At 48.2% G+C, this 18,332-nt stretch carries 17 protein-coding genes; 7 read left to right on the top strand and 10 right to left on the bottom strand.

All coding sequences use genetic code 11. The annotated features are described in order from the left end of the window. Nucleotides 1-127: 127 nt before the first annotated feature. From BFC17_RS12330 to BFC17_RS12325, 4 genes are all read right to left on the bottom strand, one after another. Nucleotides 128-1,099, bottom strand: a complete 972-nt coding sequence (locus BFC17_RS12330) for a hypothetical protein (RefSeq protein WP_070176783.1) — start codon at nt 1,097-1,099, stop codon at nt 128-130. A 119-nt stretch (nt 1,100-1,218) separates the two neighbouring features. Continuing rightward, complete coding sequence (locus BFC17_RS22415; protein ID WP_244887050.1) at nt 1,219-1,368, bottom strand: lasso RiPP family leader peptide-containing protein; 150 nt, start codon at nt 1,366-1,368, stop codon at nt 1,219-1,221. A 519-nt stretch (nt 1,369-1,887) separates the two neighbouring features. Then, a complete protein-coding gene (locus tag BFC17_RS22410; protein WP_139142068.1) occupies nt 1,888-2,037 on the bottom strand; it encodes a lasso RiPP family leader peptide-containing protein in 150 nt (49 codons plus the stop codon). Nucleotides 2,038-2,055: 18 nt separating this feature from the next. Beyond that, the gene (locus BFC17_RS12325) at nt 2,056-2,667 is read right to left on the bottom strand and encodes a hypothetical protein (protein ID WP_070176782.1); all 612 of its coding nucleotides are present in this window, start codon (nt 2,665-2,667) and stop codon (nt 2,056-2,058) included. 1,134 nt (nt 2,668-3,801) lie between these two features. Between BFC17_RS12325 and BFC17_RS12320 the strand changes: the two genes are divergently transcribed. Both BFC17_RS12320 and BFC17_RS22550 read left to right on the top strand, forming a co-directional pair. Continuing rightward, on the top strand, nt 3,802-5,580 hold the full coding sequence (locus tag BFC17_RS12320) for a lasso peptide isopeptide bond-forming cyclase (protein ID WP_083271707.1): 1,779 nt from the start codon (nt 3,802-3,804) through the stop codon (nt 5,578-5,580). 756 nt (nt 5,581-6,336) lie between these two features. Beyond that, the gene (locus BFC17_RS22550; RefSeq protein WP_175439564.1) at nt 6,337-6,492 is read left to right on the top strand and encodes a hypothetical protein; all 156 of its coding nucleotides are present in this window, start codon (nt 6,337-6,339) and stop codon (nt 6,490-6,492) included. On the opposite strand, the gene BFC17_RS12315 is transcribed toward BFC17_RS22550, so the two are convergent. Genes BFC17_RS12315 through BFC17_RS12305 form a run of 3 tightly spaced genes read right to left on the bottom strand, consistent with a single transcriptional unit; the run spans nt 6,473 to nt 8,890 of the window. After that, nucleotides 6,473-6,934, bottom strand: a complete 462-nt coding sequence (locus BFC17_RS12315; protein WP_070176780.1) for a lasso peptide biosynthesis B2 protein — start codon at nt 6,932-6,934, stop codon at nt 6,473-6,475. The genes BFC17_RS22550 and BFC17_RS12315 overlap by 20 nt on opposite strands. Beyond that, nucleotides 6,927-7,196: a PqqD family protein gene (locus BFC17_RS12310; RefSeq protein WP_070176779.1), complete on the bottom strand. Its 270-nt coding sequence runs from the start codon at nt 7,194-7,196 to the stop codon at nt 6,927-6,929. Before BFC17_RS12310 ends, BFC17_RS12315 begins: the two co-directional genes overlap by 8 nt. Before the next feature lie 26 nt (nt 7,197-7,222). Then, entirely contained in the window at nt 7,223-8,890 is a 1,668-nt protein-coding gene (locus BFC17_RS12305) for an ABC transporter ATP-binding protein (RefSeq protein WP_070176778.1), read from the bottom strand. Nucleotides 8,891-10,001: 1,111 nt separating this feature from the next. Between BFC17_RS12305 and BFC17_RS12295 the strand changes: the two genes are divergently transcribed. The 5 genes from BFC17_RS12295 to BFC17_RS22920 all read left to right on the top strand — a co-directional run bounded on the left by BFC17_RS12295 (nt 10,002) and on the right by BFC17_RS22920 (nt 13,875). Next, the gene (locus tag BFC17_RS12295; protein WP_070176776.1) at nt 10,002-10,910 is read left to right on the top strand and encodes a hydrogen peroxide-inducible genes activator; all 909 of its coding nucleotides are present in this window, start codon (nt 10,002-10,004) and stop codon (nt 10,908-10,910) included. A 75-nt stretch (nt 10,911-10,985) separates the two neighbouring features. Next, nucleotides 10,986-11,528: an RNA polymerase sigma factor gene (locus tag BFC17_RS12290; protein ID WP_070176775.1), complete on the top strand. Its 543-nt coding sequence runs from the start codon at nt 10,986-10,988 to the stop codon at nt 11,526-11,528. Then, entirely contained in the window at nt 11,521-12,183 is a 663-nt protein-coding gene (locus BFC17_RS12285; protein ID WP_070176774.1) for a hypothetical protein, read from the top strand. Before BFC17_RS12290 ends, BFC17_RS12285 begins: the two co-directional genes overlap by 8 nt. Before the next feature lie 20 nt (nt 12,184-12,203). Continuing rightward, nucleotides 12,204-13,142 (top strand): hypothetical protein, encoded by a 939-nt coding sequence (locus tag BFC17_RS12280; protein ID WP_070176773.1) that lies wholly within the window; start codon nt 12,204-12,206, stop codon nt 13,140-13,142. Between the two features lie 190 nt (nt 13,143-13,332). Beyond that, nucleotides 13,333-13,875, top strand: a complete 543-nt coding sequence (locus tag BFC17_RS22920; RefSeq protein WP_083271706.1) for a type II secretion system protein — start codon at nt 13,333-13,335, stop codon at nt 13,873-13,875. Between the two features lie 1,042 nt (nt 13,876-14,917). Here BFC17_RS22920 and BFC17_RS12265 read toward each other — a convergent pair. The 3 genes from BFC17_RS12265 to BFC17_RS12255 form a co-directional block, all read right to left on the bottom strand. After that, a complete protein-coding gene (locus tag BFC17_RS12265; RefSeq protein WP_070176770.1) occupies nt 14,918-15,214 on the bottom strand; it encodes a GIY-YIG nuclease family protein in 297 nt (98 codons plus the stop codon). 63 nt (nt 15,215-15,277) lie between these two features. Further along, nucleotides 15,278-16,258, bottom strand: coding sequence for a universal stress protein (locus BFC17_RS12260; RefSeq protein WP_070176769.1), 981 nt, complete (start codon nt 16,256-16,258; stop codon nt 15,278-15,280). Between the two features lie 530 nt (nt 16,259-16,788). Next, nucleotides 16,789-18,054, bottom strand: a complete 1,266-nt coding sequence (locus BFC17_RS12255; RefSeq protein WP_070176768.1) for an inorganic phosphate transporter — start codon at nt 18,052-18,054, stop codon at nt 16,789-16,791. Nucleotides 18,055-18,332: the final 278 nt, after the last annotated feature.

Genomic DNA, 18,332 nt, shown 5'->3' with positions numbered 1-18,332 from the left:
GCGACGAGATTTGGACGACGGTATTCGTTGTTTTGGGTTAGTTATTCTGTTTTGGAGGTCCCGGCTCGGGGGCCGGGACGACGAGATAAATGGGCCGGGATGACGGTGTAGCGTCGGCGTTTTATTTCTAGCTAATCAGGGTATCGATTTGTTTGGCGATGTCGGGTAGCTGTTCCAGGCCGCTTGGGTAGGTTACTTTGTAAAAGGGTACGTTTTGTAATAGTTGCGCCAGCGCGGTTATGCGTTGTTTTTCTATGCCCAGGCTGCGGTAGGCATCGCCCAGCATACTGTTTTGCATCAGGATGATCAGGGCGGCACTGGGGGCTATGGGTGTAATGGTTACGTCTTGTGTTGGCTGATTGTTTGGTTGTTCAACCCTGTTCAGGTAGTACATGGCTTTTACCGGAGTGGCGGTATGGCTGTTTTGTGGCGCAAAGCTTATTTCCTGTTTGGCAAAACGCTGGTGCACTTTTTTTTGTTGTACCGGCTGGGTGGTGAGTTGTGCTTTAAGTAATTGCGCGCTATCTGGCCACAGGCGCACTTTGGCCCAGCTTGGGTACACCTGATATTGGGTTGGCGTTTGCGGGTTTTGGTACAACGCGGCCATATCGTCGGTGGTTAACTGGTAACCCAGTGTGGTTAGTAATGCCGTTAGGGTGGATTTGCCGGTGCGGCTGGGCGCTAAAAACAGGTGAGCCTGATTGTTTTTTACCAGGGTGTTGGCGTGTAAACACAGGTGGCCTTTAAGTTCCAGGTACAGCGATATCCCCATGGTTTGCAGATAATGCGCCGGGCCGGTGCCGCCGGGCTGCCAGTTAATGGTGAGTGTATCCTGATTTAACTCAAAAATGCCCTGCCCTTCGCAGTCTACCGATAACTGCCAGCCTGTTGGTAAGGTGTTTAAGCTTATAACGGAATGATAGCGTTCGCCCTTGTCGGTTAACTGCCAGACCGGTTGATTTTGGGTTGGTGTTACCGCACCAAAGTCTGCATTTAGTTGATAAGGCGTGGTGGCTTGTGTTGGCGTAAAACTCAGCGTTACACCATGCAGTGGTGCGGCGCTTAAAGTGATGAGTTCCTGTTGGGGATCCGTTTCCATGTGCGGGAGATAACTGCCTGTTCAGATAACCTAAGCATGCTTGAGAACACCCGGAGTGTAAAGCGCAGATAAAAAAAAGCCCCGAAAACGGGGCAACAACATACACATGGAGTTACTCTTTAGCCTTGAAACGGATTTCGTTTGGTTTGCCCGCCCTGTTCGTCGGGCACGCTACCAGCAAAGCCCTGGGTTAATACTGCCAGGCTACCTGCGTGCACTAGCTCTGGTTTTTCGTATTGCTTTACTGATTTTGCTGTTTGTTTAGTCATTTTCAACATGGCTCTGCTTGGTTGGTAGAGTAATAGTACATTTATCCGCCGGAGTGTTGGTTATTATGGGCCGCTGCTGCGTATTGGGATAAATACCTTTTATCTGGCTGTATAGTAAGTATGCGGTACCGTTACCCGGCAAAAGCACCTTAGCTTAAAGGTGTTGCGGCCAGGCTGGGGTTTTCTTCTGTTGCCCTGTCGGTTATGTAAATTTGACCGGTACTAGCTGGTTTTTCATTAATTTTGAAACACAGCGCTTTTGTTTAGCGGTAATCCCTGTTTTGTACCGGCCTTATCTCTTTGTGCCTGTCTGGATTTGCAGATAACCAGCAAACATAAGAATTGATTAATGTATACAGTATATTTAACTGTAAAAAATGTTGACGGTGCAAACTAAATCGAAGGGTAATCAGAAGGTTGCGCTTAAAAGCTTAGTGTTATTGCTTTTGTCGGAAGCAGCCGGACATAAAAAAGCCCGGTACAAGCCGGGCTTTTTGGGGGATTTTCTCGAAGGCGCTATTAGCCTTGGAAAGGGTTACGCTTAGTTTGGCCACCCTGTTCGTCTGGTACACTACCAGCGAAACCTTGAGTAAGTTCTGCAAGGCTGCCTGCCTTTTCAAGAACTGGCGCAGCGTATTGCTTTTTGCTTTGCTGTGTATTGGTGTTCATTAATTCGTTCCTTCTCAATTATTTACGACGAGCTAAACGCATGGCTACAAGGCCAAGACCCAGCAGAGCCAAACCAGTTGGCGCTGGTACTTCAGAAGCCATTGCATCGATGTCAGTCAGAAAACCGTATTCTACTAGCGCTAAAAAGTCGCCGGTAATGGTTACTGTTTGAAACAGTTCGTCTTCAACACCGTTGTCGTAAGCTACGTTGTAGTTTACGTTTTGTGGGAAATCAACAACCAACGCACGGCCGGGACCAGAACCATTTCCCGATACATCGAAGAATTCGCTGTCGAATACTAAGTCAGAACCCAGCATGTCCAGTTTGATAGACACTACATCAAACGCAAAAGAGACAAACGTAAACAAACCATAGTAAGTACCGGTAGCCGAATCGTAATCACCAAAAGTGTCACCGTCTTCCACTACAAACCAGTCAGAATCACCCCAAGCACCACCACCAGTGGCAGATGTTGCTTCCCATGTTGCTGATTCGATACCACCGTTCTCAAACTCTACGGTTACCTGGATACCGTCTAATTCAGCACCAGTTACTCCCTGGATGTATGACGCGTTAGCAGAGAAACTTGCTGCCACCGCCATAGCCATTGCTAATAAATATTTCTTCATTTGGAAAATCCCTTGAAGTTATTGAACCATTAAACTGCTACTACGCCCGGTAATATGCAACCTGTATGCCTAAAATAGCAAAGGGTATTAAACCACTGTTTTTATTAGGTATTTAATTTTCACGAAAAATGACGATCGCTTTGATCATTTCTAGTTGTAAAAAATCGCGACACTTAAACTAAAGTTTAATGCCAACGAACATAGCGCTGGTAAACATGTTAGCCTGACATTTTTTGTATATTTTTCAAGCAATAACGCTTCAGCACGGCGCAAAATAGCCAAAGTTAAGTACCCAACGTAAAACAAGCTTTCACTTGTTCATTTTTGGTTGCGTTAGTGCTGTACCTGCAAAAGCACGTTTAAAGGATATCAGATAGTAAATCTATATAAAACAGTAAATTAAACAACAAGCAGTCTTGTTTACACGGCCAAAAAGCGCCGTTATTGCTTGCCTGGTTGGCGTTTTTAACAAGGTTTAAAGCCTGGCTGATTTAAGTTAGCTCCCCGTACTTTAATGTAATCCGTTACATTTTTAGTATCTTATCGCTACCTTCTCGCATAAATAGATCATTAGGCGCAAACCTGATCCAAAGTGCTGGAATTATGCGATCGCATATCGACACTTTGCCAACCTTTGGTTAATTTGGGTGGAGCAACATCTGCACCATTTAAAACATATCACTTCTAAATCAACAATTTACAGATTAACACACTAGATCTGCATGGTTTGGGGTGCGATAAAGTTAAAACCTGTAAAATTATCTGACAAACGCAATAAATCAGGCCTGGATCTTATAATTTGAATGTACAAAACGATTAATTAGCACTGAGATCGCACTTTAATTGTGTGGTATTTGGCTTGTGTTGTTGCTTACACTCACCTGATACGCCATTTTGTATCTAATACCTTGTTTAATATGAATAAATTTTCCATAAGGGTAATATCAACAGTTGCTTCACCTTATTTGTGCAGATCCGCTCCAATGCGGATCATCCCTGCTTATGCTAAAGCCCGGGCAAACTCGCATTGTACGTTGGGCCGTACGTAGCAAATCCCTTGTGCTGACTTGCCTGTAATACCTTTAAAAGGCATAGTGAATAGCATAAATGATGGAATAGAATAGCCGTAAAAATATGACAGCGATGTTTGCCATGGTGGCGTCAGACCACCACTCATTAAGGGAAGTGTTTGAGAAAGCCAGCAAGTTAGTACCACTAAACTTGTTATGGCAACATTCTCGCTGTGTGGTTGGCTGTTATGGTAATAAGGCGCCTGGCGCGGCCCGTGATGTGAGTCAGTTTAGTTTTGCCGCGGCCAATGTGGTAATTAGCAGTTGCCAGCCCCCTGAAAATGCCGCGCTTAGCCAGCAAATCAGCGATAACCCTGCCGCTTTATCCCGCTGTATCAAAGGCGCACATAGCGCGTTTTGCTGGGTAGAAACTACCGGGCAGCTTATTGCCAGTCGCGATCCACTTAACCAGCACTGTTTATATTACGCTACAATTAGCGGTGTTTCGGTAATTAGCTCTGAGGCCAGTTTTATCGCCCGTTTAATGCCGGTACAACCCGAGCTAAACCCGGCGGCGCTTGCATGTTGGCTGGCTGGTACACCAAATCCGGCACTGAGTTTATATCAGCAGATCCAAACCTTACCCCTTGGCTGTTCGCTTACCGTTGAGAGTAATGGTGATACCCGGCTCACTTCGTTTTGGGATATTGATCCCGGCTTTGAGATATCGCTTAACACCGACAATGACTATCGCGAGCAGTTTGCCGAGCTGCTAAACGAAGCGGTAGCCTCGCATATTGCCCCTACCGATGAGGTAGTGGTTAGCCAGATGAGTGGGGGCATGGACTCAACTTCGGTTACGGCACTGGCCCACCGAATGTTAAGCCCTGAGCGCAAGGTTCGGGCGTTATCGCATCTGTACAGTCATTCGGCCAGTTGTGATGAGTCTGACAATATTAAAGCCATGTACCAACACCTTAATTTACCGGATCCTATCCAGGTAACGGTGGATGCCGGCGCTCATCGCGACTTTTTATCGCTGTACCCTACGGATTTTGATTCGCCCGGTACGGTGCTTTCCCCCCGGTATCATCAGGAATGCGAAATGATCCAGGCCGCCGGCAGCCATCGGTTATTAACCGGTAACGGCGGTGACGAGATGTGTTGGGGCCATGCGAGTGCTTACACGCAGCGTTTAAAGCAGGGCGAACTGGCGGTGGTGGCAGAAGTACTAAAAGCCTGTAAGCAAACGCAAATGAAACACTGGCCGGTACTGCGCTCATTGTTTTTAAAGCCGCTGATGCCACAGTGGCTAATTAATTTAGGGCGGCAACTAAAGGGTCACAAACTGGGTGATGAGCCGCATTGGCTGACTGCTCAGGCTACCGAGCTTTGCCGCGCAACCGGTGTGGTAGAAAACCCTTTTCATCCGCGCAGGCAACCGGTTGGCCATGCCCGCTACCAGGCGCTTAAAACTACGTCTACGTTTAATTCGTTGCGCTCTTATCAAAAGGTGGCGTGGCAGTATGGTATTGAAGTGGCTCACCCGTTTTTTGATCACCGTATTGCCGAGTTTAGTTTTGCGATCCCGCCTAAGCAGCTGATCAGGGGCGCTTATCCTAAGTGGCTGTTGCGCAGCGCTATGGACAAGATTTTACCCGACAGTGTGTGCTGGGACGTGCAAAAAGTGATATTTGATAATCACTTTGGCCAACTGGTTAAAGATAATGCCAAGCCCTTACGCGAATTGCTCTGCGATACGCGCCTGCAAGAGATGGGCTTGCTTGATAACGCTAAATTGCTCGACGCTTTTGATAAAACGGTAAGTGGTAGTGTGGCCCATGTGCATGTGGATCTGCTGTACGCCATTCTTACCCAGCGCTGGATCCAGCAACATCATTGAGGTGTTTTGATGTTGTCAGTTTGTTTGGGAGGTCCCGGCTCAAGGCCGGGACGACGGAAGAAATCAGCCTCCTAACTTACCGTCATGCCGGAAGCCGCTTGCGGCTATCCGGTATCTCCTTGGGTTAACTGCTTTGGCTAAATCGCCGTAGTTTTAACGCAGTCAGTCTGTTCAGGAGATACCGGCTCGGAGGCCGGTATGACGGGAAAAAAGTTGTTTAAGAGTAGTCAGCCTGTTTAGGAGGTCCCGGCTCAAGGCCGGGACGACGAGATAAAAGCCAGGATCACCTGGCCAGTACAGCAAACCTAAAACGTCCCCGTCATGCCGGAAGCCGCTTGCGGCTATCCGGTATCTCCTTGGGTTAACTGCTTTGGCTAAATCGCCGTGGTTTTAACGCAGTCAGACTGTTTGGGAGATACCGGCTCGGAGGCCGGTATGACGGAAATAAATGGGCCGGAATGACGGGAAAAAAGTTGTTTAAGAGTAGTCAGCCTGTTTAGGAGGTCCCGGCTCAAGGCCGGGACGACGAGATAAAAGCCAGGATCACCTGGCCAGTACAGCAAACCTAAAACGTCCCCGTCATGCCGGAAGCCGCTTGCGGCTATCCGGTATCTCCTTGGGTTAACTGCTTTGGCTAAATCGCCGTGGTTTTAACGCAGTCAGACTGTTTGGGAGATACCGGCTCGGAGGCCGGTATGACTGAAATAAATGGGCCGGTATGACTGAAATAAATGGGCCGGTATGAAGGGAAAATAGTTGTTTAAGAGTAGTCAGCCTGTTTGGGAGGTCCCGGCTCAAGGCCGGGACGACGAGAATGTGGGCCGGGACGACGAGGGTGTGGGCCGGGACGACGAGAGTGTGGGCCGGGACGAAAATGTGGGTCGGGATTTGGTTACTTTAGCGCGCCGATAATTTGCCTGGTTTGTTGTTCTGCCATGGTGAGTTCAGTGTAGGTAGAGACAACGTCTTCGCTGTCGTTGATTAGCGCGCCGTTATGGGTTAACCAGCAGTGGGCTTTTAATTTGTTGTGCTCTTTGGCTACCCCAAAATGCAGCTGTAATTTAAAGCCATATTGACTGAGGAGTTGTTGTTGTACCAGGCAGCGGCGTAAGCAGTTAATTTTAAAAATGTGATTGCGAGCGGCCATTTCGCTGAGTTGTATGGCTCTGGCAATGCTCAAAGTTAGCGATCGCTCACTTTCTTTATTATCACCACCAAATATATCTTCTTTCCATTTTTGGTAAGGCTGAAAGCGGATTTTTAAATGCCATTTGGCAAACAGCCACCAGCACCGCCAAAACCAGCGTTTTTCGGCTTTGGTTAGGGCGGCAAACTGTTTTAGTGGCTTAATCACTTACCTGTTCGGCCAGGTTGGCCTTAACCAGCTGTTGTAGTAAGTCGTTAAAATCGGTAGCAACCTGCTCGGCGGTTACATCGTAATCTTCGGCAATCTGAGTGGCAATTTCTGCGCCTGATTTACCTTGTTGCATTAGCTCCAGCATGTCAGCGCCAACGCTGTTAAGGGTAAAATATTCACCGGATTCTGGCTCCAGCAACACCATTTCGTCTGCGACTTTTTGCAATAGCAAATCGGGTTTAAGCTGATAATCAGCCATGTATTACTCCTTTTATCTACGGGCCATTATTGCTGGCGCTGTAGTGTACCGTTTTCCAGTTTGTAAACCACATCTGCCACGTCTGAGAGAGTGGGATCGTGCGAGATCATGATAACGGTAAACCGGGCAAACAATCCATGAAATTCCTCTTTAAAGCTCAGCCGCCCCTGATCATCCAGCATCGAGGTTGGCTCATCCAGCAGCAGAATTTTCGGCTCCAGCAAGAGTGCGCGGGCCAGGGCAATACGCTGGCGCTGTCCACCAGAAAGCCTTATCCCGCCCTCGCCTACCTGGGTTTCGTAGCCATTCGGCAAACGCATTATTATGCTGTCCAGCCCTGCCTGGCTGGCGGCTTTATACACTTCGTCGGCTACCGGGTTTACCAGTCCGTAAGTGAGGTTATCGAAAATGCTGCCGTTTAACAGCAGTACATCCTGCGAAACCAACCCGATAGCACCGCGTAATGAGCGGGTTGTAGCCTGTTTTACGTTGTATCCGTCTATTAGAATTTCGCCACCGGCTGGCTCGTAAAAACGCATCAGTAAGTGTAACAACGTGGTTTTACCGCCGCCGTTCTGGCCGTAAATCAGCATGTTCTGACCGGGTTTTAAGTGAAAGCTGATGTCCTGCAAAATAGTGCCGCGCTGAGCAAAACCAAAGGTGACGTTGTTAAACACAATATCACCCTGGCTGATGTGCACAGCTTCGCCGCCGTTATCCCGCGGTTCACTTTCTAAATGATATACGTGCAACAGGCGGGCGGAGGCACCAATCACCTGTTGTAATTGCCCGTATAGGCCGGCCAGCGAGCCCAGCGGCCGGGTAAACACAATGCCATACAGCAACAACGTAATGAGGTCCGGAATACTTAACGAGCCCGCGTTAAATTTAAGCACACTCATAATAACCACCGCCATAATGCACAACGAGGCCAGAAACTGAATAAGCGGCGAAAGCAGCGCCTGTAATTTAAACTGCTTAGCTCTTAAGGCCAGCACTTCGTTAGTGCGATTACGAAACTTGGTCGACTCGTCATCTTCTTTGTTAAAAGCTTTAATGAGCGAGATAGCCCCTATGTTCTCGCTGGCCTGAGCTAAGGTATCGGCCTGGCGCTGCATCAGTTGGCGGGAAATTGGCTGCATACCACGGCTAACCACTTTTAGAATGACGTAAATCAGCGGCACTAAAAAGCAGATCAACAGGGCAATGGTGGGCTCTATCAGGTACATGAGTACCGATGCACCAATTAGCACCAATACGTTAGGGATTAAATTAGTAAGCACGCTGGAAACAAAAAAGCTCACAACCGCCAGGTCGTTAGTGAGCATAGACAGCACGTCACCGCGTTTGTTTTCCTGAAAGTACTGAATAGGCAGTACCTGGATATGATCGTACAGACGGCAGCTAAAATCGGCCATAAGCCGGGCGCCCACCAGGTTAACATTGTAACTGGATAAAAAACGTAACACGGCCTGAGCGGCAAACAGGCCTACCCAAAGGTACAGGTATTTCAGGTGACTGCTGTTGAGGTTGGTGACTTCCTGTAAGAATGCCTGGGATTGCTGACCAATTAAATACGGTAAACTTAAGCCTACTGCGGTTTCGGCCAGCATCAGTGATACCACCAACACAAACGACCACCGGTAAAACTCAAATACTTTTAAACCGTAGTAAAAGCGCAGATTGTTGAACATTCATGCTTCCGCTGTTATTGCCCTTAAATTAAGGCATCGTCCTGTTTTTGTTAACAATGGATACTGTACAACATTACCGGTTAAGACGGTATGGGTAATTGGGTGTCACGCCGCCTGTGCTGTTTGGCCTTCCGTCATGCGGCTATGCGGTATTTCCGCCACCTAAAACACTCAATACAACCCGTCTTCCCGGAATTTGCATAGCAAATATCCGGGATCTCCTTGGATGTACGCCTTAGTTAAAAGGTCCTATTGCCGCAGCCATGTTGTTTAGGAGATACCGGCTCGAGGGCCGGTATGACGGAAGTTTTTGATGCAGCCAGCCTGTTTGGGAGGTCCCGGCTCAAGGCCGGGACGACGAGAATGTGGGCCGGTATGACGGAAGTTTTGATGCAGTCAGCCTGTTTAGGAGGTCCCGGCTCAAGGCCGGGAAGACGTGAGTGTGGGCTGGGACGACGGGATATGGCTACCCGGTATCGCTTTGCCAGTGCAACAAACCTAAAACATCCCCGTCGTACCGGAAGCCGCTTGCGGCTATCCGGTATCTCCTTGGGTTACTTTCTCTGGCTAAATCACCGTGGTTTTAACGTAATCAGTCTATTCAGGAGATACCGGCTCGGAGGCCGGTATGACGGGAAAAAAGTTGTTTAAGAGTAGTCAGCCTGTTTGGGAGGTCCCGGCTCAAGGCCGGGACGACGTGAGTGTGGGCTGGGACGACGGGATATAGCTACCCAGTATCGCTTTGCCAGTGCAACAAACCTAAAACATCCCCGTCGTACCGGAAGCCGCTTGCGGCTATCCGGTATCTCCTTGGGTTACTTTCTCTGGCTAAATCACCGTGGTTTTAACGTAATCAGTCTATTCAGGAGATACCGGCTCGGAGGCCGGTATGACGGGAAAAAAGTTGTTTAAGAGTAGTCAGCCTGTTTGGGAGGTCCCGGCTCAAGGCCGGGACGACGAGAATATGGACCGGGAAGACGAGAGTATGGGCCGGGACGACGTGAACATATCGGGCATGGGCGACGCACAAAAAACTGTACGCATAAAGCTGCAATTTCTCTTTTTATCTATATACTAGATTAAAAACTAAAACAGTAATCGAGTATTCGCTATGAAATGGCCCAACCTGAAACACCTTCATTATTTAGTGACCCTTCATCAGGAACAACATTTTCATCGGGCGGCGCAGCGTTGTAACGTGAGCCAGTCTACGTTAAGTACCGCTATTCAAAACCTGGAAGAGCACTTTGGTAGTCAGTTACTGGAGCGGGAGCACAAAACCTTTGTGTTTACCTCGCTGGGGCTGGACGTGGTTGAGCGCGCCAAAGTTATTTTGCAGGAAGCGGGCGAACTGGTGGAATACGCGCAAAATGCGGGGAACTGGCAACGGGGTAAAGTAAAATTAGGGGTTATTCCCACTATTGCGCCATTTTTATTTGAAGCCATGTTGGGCGCTTTTAATGCATTTTTACCCGAAATTCAGCTGGAACTGCAGGAAGATACCACCGCTAACCTGTTACAACAGTTAACCGACGGTAGCCTGGATTTGCTGGTACTGGCACTGCCTATGGATACGCCGGGATGCAAGCAAATGGTACTGGGTCACGATCCGTTTCATTTAATTGCGCACAAAGAGCTGGCCAGCAAACTGCCTAAACCGCTGGATATTACTAATCTACCGAAAAAGAGCATTTTTTTATTGCAGCAGGAACACTGCATGACAGGCCATGCGGTAAGTGCCTGTAATTTGCAGCACAGTGATCAAATCAGTTCGCTGGCGGCCAGTTCGCTGTATACCCTGGTGCAACTGGCTAACAGCAAGCTGGGTTATACCTTTTTGCCGGAGCTGGCGCTTAATCAGAATCTGCTAAACAATACCAATCTGGTGTCTTTTCCCTCGGAAGATAATGCCTATCGTGAAATCGGTCTGGTGTGGCGCTCTGGCACTACCCGTATGCGCCTGTTCCGCCGGATTGGTGAAATCCTTTCACCGCTGTTACCGGTGCCCACGCTAAATTAATTTTAAAACAGGGCAAACTTTTTTGCCCTGCCCCCCGACTATACCCACAACACAATTTTAAAATGGGAATATCCGGTGTTTGAAAAGCGTGACGAACAACTCATAGAACAGGCTTTAAAAGGCAATAAAAAAGCCTGGTTCGCGCTGATCAAACGCTACGAAACCGGTATTTACCAGTATGGCATCCGCATGACGGGTTCGACTCACGATGCCGCCGATTTAATGCAGGATATTTTTATTGCGGTATTTAAAAGCCTGTCGAACTTTCGTGGTGACGGCAGCTTTAAGGCCTGGCTTTATCGCATTGCGCATTTCAGGTGTATTGAGTTTTACCGGCGCAAGCGGCCAGACACGAATCTGGATGAAGATCAGGAGCTAAGTTGCGAACGGCCCGGGCCAGAGCATACGTTAATTACCGACATAACCAGTCAGTCATTAACCCATGCCATGCAACGTTTGCCCCTCACCCAGCGGGCGGTGATCGAACTGAAATTTTTTGGCCAGTTTACCTTTGATGAAATTGCCGAGCAGCTGGGAATCTCCAGCAATACGGTTAAATCGCGACTGTACAGCGCGCTGTCAAAGCTAAAACTGGATTTGGAGGTAGAACATGGTTAATCAATCCCCTGAATATTTATTAGCGCAGTGGCTCGACAATGCCCTGAGCAATGAAGAGCGCCGAGCCTTTGAGGCCCTGTGCGTAAGCGATGCCGACTTTGCTGCTACGGTGCAAAACGCTACGCAGCTTAATGTGGCGGCCGAACAGTTTAGCGCGCCGCCGATGCCCGCCTGGAACAAAAACGCCAGCTTTATTGCGCCGGATAAACCCAGATGGTGGCAATGGCAGGGCTTACCCGCTGTATCTATGGCCATGTCAGTGGTGGCAATGGTGATGGTGATCAGTGGGTTTTCGGTTCAGGTGGCCGATGGCCGCGTAACGCTGGGATTTGGTTCTGCCGCGCCTGAAGGGCTTTCTGAAACCCAGGTTGCAGCGCTGGTAAACCAACGGATCAGCGATTATCAGCAGTCTAATCAGGCCATGTTTACCCAGTACGTTAATGCGCTTAAGCAACAGCAGCAGGAAAACAGTACGCAACTGGCGCAGTACCTATTAACCTCCAGCCGCCAGGAGCGCCGGGAAGACTTTGCCGAGCTGGTGCAGTTTATTAATCAGCAGCGTGATGACGATCAGCGCTACTACGCGCGCCAGCTTACTCATTTGCAGCGCGAAATTAACGCCATCGACGACGGTTATTCCGCCGTTACCGAATAATCAACTTTTGGAAATTTGTGATGAAACTAACCACTTTGGCCACGCTACTGGGCACATTAATCGGTAGCGCCACATTAAGCCCTGTAGCCAGTGCGCAGGATTTACCCGAACTTAACCGTCAGCTCACCATTATGTCGGGCGTTATCGAAACCGCTTTAGAGCAGGATACGCGCAAAGATGCGGTGAGTTTTCGTAGTATCGATGCCACTTATCTGGCTGGTCAGGGGGTGGTTTTTACCATCCGTACCAGCTCGGGCAAACAGTTCTTTAACTTTGATTTGAGTGAAATATTAAGCAACATTCCGCATATGCCCTCAGCCCCGCCTGCACCCGATGCAGAAGGTGAGCAGATGGAAACCAGATACGAGTTTGTGTACGAAAGCCCGGACTGGGAAGATACCGCCAACGAGGTGATCCGCCGGGTTGAGCACATTGTCAGAGAAACCGATGATCGCCTGCGCGAATTCCGCAGCGATCGCCGTGAACTGCAATGGGAAATTCGCGAGTTGGAACGGCGCAACCGGGATCTGGAATTCGAATTAAGCACCGCCGATAAAGAACGGAAAAAAGAGGTGGAAAAAGAACTTAAGGCCATGCAAAAAGAAAAAGCCGCCTTAGAGCAAAAGCAACAAGCGCTGGCCCTGGAAACCAAAGAACTGGCCGAAGAAAAACGCGCTGAGCTGGCAAAACAAAAACAAGCGCAGGAAGAATCTTACAAGCGTTTTCTGGCTAACTTTGAGGCCAGCATCGCCGATACGCTGTGTAGCTTTGGAGCAGGCCTCAGGGAATTACCTAACGAAGAACACATAACCTTTGTACTGGATGATTTTGCCCGTACCGAAGCTGGCAATAAATCTGACAGGGTCTATATATTTACCAAAAAAGAAATTAAGCGTTGTGTGATTGAAGAGCTTTCGCCCGGCGACATGCTTGCTAATGCCAGGGTTTATTCTTTTTAATTATAAAATTTGCCTGAAAATGCCGGCGTGAGCCGGTATTTTTAGTGACTCAGAGCCATTTAGTATTTGAAAGTATACCTTTTTATACTTTAGGATACGCATCTTTAGTATAAAACATCTGAAATCCCTCACAAAATATCTAAAGTCTTCTACACTTTATACACGAAGTTTTAGTTAAGACTGCTAGCAAATGGATGTTCGAGGCCAAAAAGGATTCACTCTCATAGAGCTTATCACTGTGATGGTTGTGTTAGGTACGCTGTCGGTAACCGCCGCCCCCGTTTTTCTGGATGTTGCGAGTGAAGCCAATATTGCCAAAACTATCAACACCATGACCGCCTTTCAGCGCGGTTTGCATTTGTTGCATATAAAAAAAGTGGTATCAGGTAAAGATACCGTCACCATTGATACTGTAGATATTCAGTTTACCGATGAAGGCTGGCCTGTTGGCAGCGCAAAAAACAGCGCGGGTTGCGCCGAATTATGGAACGCCGCAATGGAAGGTTCCGAAGATATCAATGTGGTTAACAACTTTTCATCTAAGCTACAGCCCGGCTGGAATACCTATTCTCATTTGGATGTTTGTGCTTACATCAATAGCCAGGGTGATGTCGCAGTGGCAGAAAACGAGGCGCCACATTTTGTTTATTTTATAGAGGACACAACCTTTAAGGGTCGGAAATTAAATTATGATGGTAAGGCTGGTGATGTGATCCTCTATGAAGTGGACTAACCGCTTATGTTTGCGGCACATTCTTACTAAGCCTTTGTAACTAAAAAATACCTCCTTTCTATTCCTAAATACAATCCGCCTTTCTAAAGTTTACACCGCAAGTAGCCGGGATCTCCTTGGGATTCTTACCATGTTGATCAAACCGCTGTTTTGCGTAAGCCAGCCTTTTGAGGAGGTCCCGGCTCAAGGCCGGGACGACGGCAGTTTTATATAGCTCAAACAACCCGTCTTCCCGGAATTTGCGCAGCAAATATCCGGGATCTCCCTGGGATTCTTACCATGTTGATAAAACCGCTTTTTTGCGTGCGCCAGCCTTTTGAGGAGGTCCCGGCTCAAGGCCGGGACGACGGGGTAATATGAGCCCAAACATCCTCGTCATGCCGGAAGCTGTGAAGCAGCTATCCGGTATCTCCTTGGGTGTACGCCTTTGTTAAAAGGTCCTATTGCCGGAGCCATGTGATTTAGGAGATACCGGCTCGCAGGCCGGTATGACGGAAGTTTTGATGCAGCCAGCCTGTTTGGGAGGTCCCGGCTCAAGGCCGGGACGACGGGGTAATATGAGCCCAAACATCCTCGTCATGCGGAAGCTGTGAAGCAGCTATCCGGTATCTCCAAAACACTTCAGTGATACCAATACTACTGCTCTTTACTGGTTCTGTTGTTGCGAAGTATTGTGAGCCAAAAAGATCAGGGAAGTCGTGGGCTCGTCATGGACGACGAGCCAGGACAGCGCGGGCAGGACGCCCGCTCTGTTCGTTAGACTTTCCCTTTTTGGCTCACGATACGGCTTTTCGCAACATAGAACTGAGCGGGGTCCAGGGATGGCCTCACTGCCACCCCTGGTCGGTGTCGGCGACCCGACAAAATGCTGTTTATTCCTTTCTGCTGTAACAGGTTGTTTTAAGTGAGCCAGCCTTTTTGGGAGGTCCCGGCTAGCAGGCCGGTATGACGGAAGTTTTGATGCCGCCAGCCTGTTTGGGAGGTCCCGGCTCAAGGCCGGGACGACGGAAATGTGGGCCGGGACCACGGGATTAATCAGCCCCTACCCCAAAATCAAGGGATACAAGTCCCGCCAATTGGGGTTTTGCTGTTCGATGAGTTTTATCTTCCAGCTTCTGCGCCAGCGTTTAAGGCGTTTCTCGCGCTGAATGGCAGCTTCGATTTCTTCGTGCATTTCAAAATACACCAATACCTTAAGGCCGTATTTCTTGCTGAATCCGTCAGCCATCTGCATTTTGTGCTGATAAATACGCTGTAGCAAATTTGTGGTTACGCCGGTGTAAAACACCGTTTTATATTGATTGGTAAGAATATACACCGCCGGGTATTTATCGATCATCACGAGCCTCCCTAAAGAGGCTATTTCAGACCATCGCGTTAAGCATCACAACTGAACCAATGTTTAGTTGTGTGGTGGAATGATGGTTTTAAAACCGCCTGGTTTAAGGGCTAATACCGCGCAATCGAGATTATTAAGAATATCTTCTGCGGTATTGCCCATCAGTAATCCGGGTATGCCAACCCGTGCAACTGTACCCATTACCACTACATCAGCGTTTAATTGCTCTGCGGCGCGGGCTATAGCCGACGCCGGATAACCGGTGAGTAAGTGCACCTGTGGCTTAAGATAGGCCAGGCTTTTGTCGTCAAAACGCTGCGCTAGCGTACTCACCAGTAATTCCAGCTGCTGCTGGCGTTCGTGTTTGATTTCTTCCAGCGCTGAGTCCATGAGCTGTTGATTAACCGGCATCAGGCCGTCGCGAATCATATGCTCTGCCGGTGGCTGATAAACGTGTACGATATGCAATTGCGCATTTTCCAACAGTGCTACCTCGGCAGCGCTGGCAAGAACATCTTCGTTGAGTTGTTTTCTTACCGCGTTTTCTTCGGCTGTGAAATGGTAGTTTACGTCTACCGTGGCCAGCACAGAGGAATAGTTTCGGGCTGTTTGTTGCTGCACCAGCCATACCGGGCACGGGCATTTACGGATAAGGTGCATCGCATCGGCGCCGTACACAAAGCTAGTCATTCCGCTTTGTGCCTGGGTGATTACCAAATCGTACCCGCCGTTTATCACCTGCTGGATTACGTCGTAATAAGGCCGGCCAATGGTTACTTTGGTGCCAACGGGTTGCTGCGGAGACAAGCTGGCAACCATTTCTTCGAGTCGCTGAGTGGCTTCATCTGCGATGCTCTTATGTGATTCGATATAGGCAAATGAGGCCATCACCAGACTGGCATTGGGCGGCAGGCTTTCCAGTGCCAACTGAAAAGTGAGCCTGGCCTGATGGCTGTTGGCAACATGAAGCGCCTGCGCAGCTACTGCCGAAGACTCGTTAATTTGGCTTAATACACACAGAATATTGCTGTAATGACCCAACATAAAAGCACCTCGTTACCGGGTTTGTACTTCAACTATAGATTAAGATTTATCGGTTTTAAGTACCACACTGCGTATTTTTTGGCTTAAAACGGTGGGATTCGCAAAAAAATTAAACTATTAAATATCAATAACTTAAATAGATTTAACTGGCGTTATTTCGCTATTTTATACTCATTGTAAGCAATGGGGCATTGATCACATAACTGTAATATTATAAATTTAAATAGTGAAAAACCGTTATATAAGGGGGGCTTATTATGCCAAAGGCAATCACAAAATTCTTTAAACCCAAGCACCCATTCGCTGTTGCAGCTTATCTGGGTCGTAAAAACACCCAGCGTATTCTGGATTGCAAAATCGAGAAGAAGTCTAAGTTATTAGCACATAACTAATCCGCTCGGCGTAGCCCTTAGTGAGCTACCGGGTGAAGGCTATAGGAATGGCAGGCTGGTGTAAACCAAAACCAAAAAATCCGATGCATGCATCGGATTTTTTTGTACACAAATTTTGCCAGATACTCGCCTGACGCCTTACACACCAAATATGGCTTTAAGACTATAAAAACTGACAATCGATAAAATCGCACCGGCTGGTAAGGTCACAATCCACGAAATAACAATGTTGCGGATAATACCAAAGTTAAGTGCTGACACACCACGCGCCAAACCCACACCTAACACAGCACCCACCAACGTTTGTGTGGTAGAGATAGGCAAACCAGTACCCGAAGCAATTACTACCGTACAGGCAGCGGCCATTTCGGCGGCAAAACCACGGCTTGGCGTTAAATGCGTGATACCTTCACCTATGGTGGCAATAACGCGGTGACCAAACAGAGCCAGACCAGCAACAATACCTAAACCACCCAGCGGCAGGATCCACGGTGCCAGAGTGCTGCTGGCAGTAATTTCGCCGGTAGACACTACACTAACAACCGCCGCTAATGGACCAATCGCATTTGCCACGTCATTAGAACCATGGGCAAAGGCCATACAACAAGCGGTTACAACCATTAACAGAGCAAACACTTTTTCTACGTTGGCGCGCTGTAGCTCGGTATCTTCTGAATGGCTGTAAGCCTGGCGGTTAATCAGCCACTTGCCTGCAAACGCAATAACTACTGCAATACCAACAGCAAGCAAGTAGCCAGTGGTATCAGACAGGTTTAAACCAACGTGCTTAAGGCCTTTTTTAATGGTCACCAGGGCCATCACAAAGCCGGCAAATGCCATATAAACCGGCACGTATCTACGTGCGTTTTCAAAAGGCGTTTCGGTAGCAAAAATGAGTTTTTGCGCACTGATATAAATAAGGTAAGCAATCACACCGGAAATAGCCGGGGTTACAATCCAACTGCCCACGATGCCGCCAACTTTGCTCCAGGCTACGGCATCTACACTTACACCAACCGCAGTGAAGCCAATAATCGCACCGATAATAGAATGGGTAGTAGAGACAGGCCAGCCCAGATAAGAAGCCACGCCCAGCCATATACCAGCGGCAAACAGGGCTGATATCATCCCCAGTACCAGATATTCAGGAATATCAATGAAGTAGGCGGTATCAATAATACCTTTACGAATAGTGGACGTCACTTCGCCGCCCGCCAGGTACGCGCCGGCAAACTCAAAGATCATCGCAATAATAATGGCTTGTTTGATGGTGAGGGCTTTAGAACCTACAGAGGTTCCCATTGCATTAGCCACATCGTTTGCACCAATTCCCCACGCCATCACAAAACCAACCACGGCGGCGAGGATAATAAGGATCATGCCATAACTTTGTAGGATTTCCACAGACTGTTGCTCCGGTTTGTGCCTAGCTATATGCCACGAAAAGTGTAGAAAACGGGGTTTCTTGTAACTGAGCAAATTCTGTCATTTTGCTTAGTACTGGCATTACAAAAATATTATGCATTTTGGTTCGGCTGTTTTTTATACTATAACCTAAACATTCGCGGCGCATTCTAGCGCAAAGTCCCAGCGAGCCATAGGCTAAATTCAAAATTTAATCACAATAAATTTGCGTTCTTTGACTGTTCGGCGATTATTAAGCCAAATATTTCACTTATATT

Source organism: Marisediminitalea lipolytica (assembly GCF_001758465.1).
In the GTDB taxonomy this organism is placed as follows: domain Bacteria; phylum Pseudomonadota; class Gammaproteobacteria; order Enterobacterales; family Alteromonadaceae; genus Alteromonas; species Alteromonas lipolytica.
Note: the sequence above shows the minus strand (reverse complement) of the source record. Positions and strands in the feature narration are given on the sequence as shown.